3 pseudogenes are annotated in these 4,998 nt (G+C 74.5%); 1 reads left to right on the forward strand and 2 read right to left on the reverse strand.

From position 1 onward, the window contains the following. Window positions 1–93, forward strand: a pseudogene (locus KBI5_RS28785) (ATP-binding cassette domain-containing protein); the annotation flags it as partial. A gap of 309 nt (window positions 94–402) precedes the next feature. Here the strand turns inward: KBI5_RS28785 and KBI5_RS26460 are convergent. Together KBI5_RS26460 and KBI5_RS17745 are read right to left on the reverse strand one after the other, a co-directional pair. Further along, window positions 403–1,209, reverse strand: a pseudogene (locus KBI5_RS26460) (ABC transporter transmembrane domain-containing protein); the annotation flags it as partial. Next, window positions 1,206–4,998: pseudogene (locus tag KBI5_RS17745) on the reverse strand (amino acid adenylation domain-containing protein); the annotation flags it as partial. The pseudogenes KBI5_RS17745 and KBI5_RS26460, both read right to left, overlap by 4 nt.

The following is a 4,998-nucleotide window of genomic DNA, read 5'->3' on the forward strand; positions in this document are numbered from 1 at the left end:
GAGCGGACCACGACGGCGCTGGTCGGGCCGTCCGGGGCGGGCAAGACGACGATCGCGCGGCTGGTCGCCCGCTTCTGGGACACCGACGAGGGCGGTGACTGTGCCCGGTGCCAGCACGAGGTCGATGCCGTCCAGCACGGGCGGGCCACCGTCGTACGCGAACGAGGCCCCGCGCAGCTCCACGGTGGCCCTGTCCGCCGTGGCGCCATCCGTCGTCCGCGGGGTGTCGAGTACCGGCAGCGGCGGGGTGTCGAGCAGGCCCGCGACGCTCGCCGCCGCGACTCCGCCGGTGCGCAGCGCCTGCAGGCGGGTGCCGATGTTCGACACCGCGCCGGCCACACCCGGGGCGAGCAGCGCGAACGGAATGATCTCGGGCGCCGGCATACCTCCGTGCACGACCAGGGCGATGCCGGGGCCGAGGACCAGCAGCAGCACCGCCGGCGGGGCGACGACGATCTGCGAGGCCGTCGTCACGGCGGTCGTCGCCGCCACCCAGCGGGAGAAGAAGTCGTGGAAGGCATCCGCGGCGCGGCCGAACCGCTCGTACGCCGACCGCGCGCGGCCGAACGTCTTGACCACGGCGATCCCGTCGACGAACTCCACCACCGCGTTGTTGATCTCGGCAGCGGCGCGGCCGTAGTCGGCCATCTTCGTGCCGGCCTCGGCCATCGCCCGGGCGAACAGCCAGATGCCGGCCACCAGCGGGACGACGCTGAGCAGCCCGAGCCGCCAGTCGACGACGATCAGGTAGACCAGCGCCGTGACCGGCACCACGATCACCGCGGTGATGTCCAGCAGCGTGTGGGCGACCAGGTAGTGCATCGCGTGCACGTCGTCGTGGACGACCTTCTTCACCTCGCCGGACCCGCGCCGGGCGAACCAGCCGAGCGGAACCCGGCCGAGCCGGTCGGCCAGCGCCCGGCGCAGCCGCAGCTGGAGCCGGGCGTCACCGACGTGGGTCAGGGTGACCGCGGCGCTGGCCGCCAGGAGGCTCACCGGAGCCGTGGTGCCGCACACCGCGACCCAGACCCACACCTTGTCCTCGTCCGGGCTGGCCACCAGCAGCGCCCGCACGGCCTCGGCGAGCGCGATCAGCGACACCACCGCGGCCACACTCGACACCGCCTGCAGCACCACGGCGGCGATCAGCAGCGAGCGCAGCGGCGCGAGCAGTCTCGCCAGCGGCTGGACAGGCCTCGGGATACTCACAACACGCCCTCCTCGAAGGCATCGGGCTCGAACACGGCCGCGTCGCCGTGCTCCAGAACGAGGGCGGCCAGCCCGGCGACGGTCGGCGCGGCGAGAAAGCCGCGGACGGGCACGTCCACGCCGTACCGGGCCCGCAACGCACCGACCATACGCAGCGCGAGCATGCTGTCACCGCCGGCACCGAAGAAGTTCGCATCCCGGTCGGCGATGTGCACCCCGAGCAGCTCGCTCCACAGCGCGGCGATCGCCGACTGCGCGCCGGGGTCAGGGGCGACACCGTCGAGGCTGGTGAGGTCCTCACCGAGAGTGGCGAGCGCCAGCCTGTCGATCTTGCCGTTCGCGGTGAGCGGCAGCTCCGGCAGCACACTCACCCGGGCCGGTACCGCGTAGGGCGGCAGCCGGTCGGCCAGGTGCGCGCGCAGCGCGGCCGCCAGCTCCGAGTCCTCTGGCGACGCCGCGGCCTCGGCCGGCTCCGCGTCGTCGGTCACAGGGGCGGCCGGGACGACGAAGGCGTGCAGGGCACGGCGGTGACGGTCACCGACCGCGACGACCGCGCCGGCACGCGCCAGTGGGAAGCCCTCCATCGCCGCCTCGACCTCGGTGAGCTCGATGCGGTGACCGCCGACCTTGACCTGCTGGTCAGAGCGGCCGAGGAACTCCAGCGTCCCGTCCGGCCAGTACCGGCCGAGGTCGCCGGTGCGGTACCAGCGGTCACCGGCCCGGCGGACGAACCGGTCCGCGGTGCGCCGCGGATCACCGCGGTAGCCGAAGGCGACCCCGCGCCCTCCGATCCACAGCTCCCCGGGCACCCAGTCCGGCCGGTCRYSCMYCSSCGGRTCGASSACSYGGWASGYCTGGTTGKCSAGYGGMRWSCCGTAGGGSAYSSWSSKYCRGYCKYSGKSSACSWCGYCGRYSKSRWRSRCGWTCGACCAGATCGMSSCYTCGGTCGCCCCGCCGAGCGCCACCAACCGGCACCGGCCGCCGGTCCGCGCCCGCAGCCGGCCCGGCAGGTCGAGCCCCACCCAGTCACCGGAGACCAGCGCGAGGCGCAGCCCGGCCGGCAGTGGCTCCGGCTCGGAGGCGACCAGCAGCATGTCGAGCAGCGCCGGGACGGTGTTCCACACGGTCACGCCGTGATCGCGGACGAGCGAGAGCCAGCGCCGGGCGTCGCGGCGGTCGTCCTCCGCCGCGAGCACCACCGTGCCGCCGGCCCCGAGAAGGCCGAAGACGTCGTAGACGGAGAGGTCGAAGTCGAGCGCGGACAGGGCGAGCACCCGGTCACCGGCACCGATCCCGTACCGGGCGTTGATGTCCGCCACCGTGTTCGCGGCCGCGTCGTGAGCGATCTCGACGCCCTTCGGCTCGCCGGTCGACCCTGAGGTGAAGATGACATAGGCGAGGCCGCCCGGGTCGACCGGCACCGGCGTGACCAGCGCCGGGCCGGCCAGCGCCCGGCCGATGCCGAGAATCCCCGGGCCGGCCCCGCCGCTCGGCTCCCAGCCGGGGGACTCCCCGCCGGTGCGCTCCGCGTTGCCGTCGGCGTCGTCGGCCATGACGTACCGCGCGCCGGATGTCGTGTGGATCCGCGCCCGTCGCAGCGCCGGCTGCTCCACGCCGATCGGCACGTACGCCGCACCGGCGGCCAGCACGCCGAGGACCGCGGCGATCTGGTCGGGGCCCTTCGGCAGGGTGACGGCGACGGTGTCGCCCGGCACGACACCGCGGGTCACCAGACCGCCCGCGACCCGCAGCGCGGCGTCGGCGAGATCCCGGTAGCTCATCGCCGCCGGGCCGGCCTGCGGATGCTCCCAGACGAGCGCCGTCCGGTCCGGCTCGGCGACGGCACGGCCGAAGAACGCGCCGTGTAGCGTGGCCGGCGCGCGGTCGACGGCGGTGGCGTTGCGCGCCGCCCGGACCGCCCGCTGCCCGGGCGGCAGCAGGTCCGGCAGCCGGCCGGACCAGTCCCCGTCGGCGAGCCAGCCGACGAGCCTGTTGTAGGCGGCGAACATCGCGTCGACGACCCCGGGCCGAAACAGGCCCTCGACGACGTCCCAGCTGACCTGGAGGCCGCCGTCGGCCTCGACCACCTGGTTGTCCAGACCGACCTGCGGGGACTGCGACAGCCCGTACACGGGTGCACCGAAGGCATCCGACAGGTCCATCGAGACGCCGTCACCGACGCCGATCGCGCTGGTGAACACGACCGGCATCGCCTCCAGGGCTCCGGTCGCCCGTGCCAGCTCGCGCAGCAGCCAGATCGGGGAGACCTCGCGGTGGTCGAGGTCGGTGGCCAGCCTGCGCTGCAGGCCGCCGACGGTGGCCAGCCAGGTGTCGGCCCGCCGGTGGTCGGCGAGCGACAGGGTGGTGAAGTCGCCCAGCAGCCGGGCGATGTCCGGGTGGACGGGCCGCCGGTCGAACAGGGTGAGAGTGATCGTCAGATCGGTGTGGGTGCTCCAGGCCGCCAGTACCTCGCCGTAGGCCGCCAGCAGCACCGTGGACACGGTGACGTCGTGCCGGCGGGCGGCCGCGCGTAGTCGCTCCCACACTTGCGGGGAGTGCCAGTGCCGGTGCCGTTCGAACCGTGGGCTGGTGAGCTGTGCCGGGTCGAGGGCGGTCGGTAGCGCGGGCGCCGGTGGCAGCTCGGCGAGCCGGGCCAGCCAGTACTCCTGGTCCGCTTCCGCAGTCCGCGGGTCAGGCCGCACACCGAGCACGTAATCCCGGAACGACACCCCGATCTCCGGCAGCGCGGGAGGGTGTGCGCCGGCCCGCGCGGCGACGTAGAGGCGGTCGAGCTCGGTGTAGAGCGTCATGATCGATAGTGCGTCGAACACCAGGTAGTCGAGGCCTACCGCGAGCCGCACCCGAGCTTCGCCGGCCCGCTCGTAGCGCAGCGCGGACACCTCGAACAACGGCCAGCGGGTCAGGTCGAGCAGCCGATGCGAGTGCTCCCTCCGGAAGGCCGCCAGCTCGGCGTCGGGATCCGCCCCCGGCCCGGCCGCGCGGACGTCGACGCGGGGCGGCGGGACCTCCGCGAGGATGCGCTGGTTGCCGTCCTCGTCGAAGACGGCCCGCAGCATCTCGTGACGGTTCACCAGAATGCCCAGCGCCGTCTGGAGGGCCACCGGGTCCCAGGTCGCCGCCGGCACGTCGAACTCGGTGTAGTGCCAGGTGCCGACGCCACCGAGCGGCAGCCGCTCGTCCCGGCCGATCCAGTAGGCGCGCTGCACATCGGTCGGCGGGAAGGGCTCATACCGGTGCTCCGGGTCGGCGACCAGCCCGTCGTCCTCCCCCAATGCGGGCGGCGTCGTGCCGTCGGGCCCCGGCGTCGCGACGGCCTGGAGCGTGACGGCGAAATCAGCCAGCCGGGGCGTGGTGAAGAGCCGGCCGAGCCGGCCGCCGGCCAGGCCCGCCTCCCGCAGGCGCACGAGCATGGTCGTCGCGAGCAGCGAGTCGCCACCCAGGCCGACGAAGGTGTCGTCGCGGCCGACCCGCTCGGCCCCGAGCAGGTCGGACCAGATGCCGGCGACCGCGGTCTCCACCGTGCCCCGGGGTGGCGTGAAGACGTCACCGGCGCCGCCCGTGGCGGGCTCGGCCGTCAGTGCCGCGGCGAGCGCGGCCCGGTCGACCTTGCCGTTACGGGAGAGCGGAAGCTCTGACCGGACGGCGACGAGCTGAGGACGCGACGCCTCGGGCAGCCGCTCGGTCAGCCACCCCCGCAACGACTCCACGAGAGGGTCGCCGGCCAGGCCGTCAGCCGGCTCCTCACCCGGGTCCCCAGCCGGCTGGACG

It is taken from the genome of Frankia sp. KB5, assembly GCF_002099325.1.
Lineage (GTDB): Bacteria > Actinomycetota > Actinomycetes > Frankiales > Frankiaceae > Frankia > Frankia casuarinae.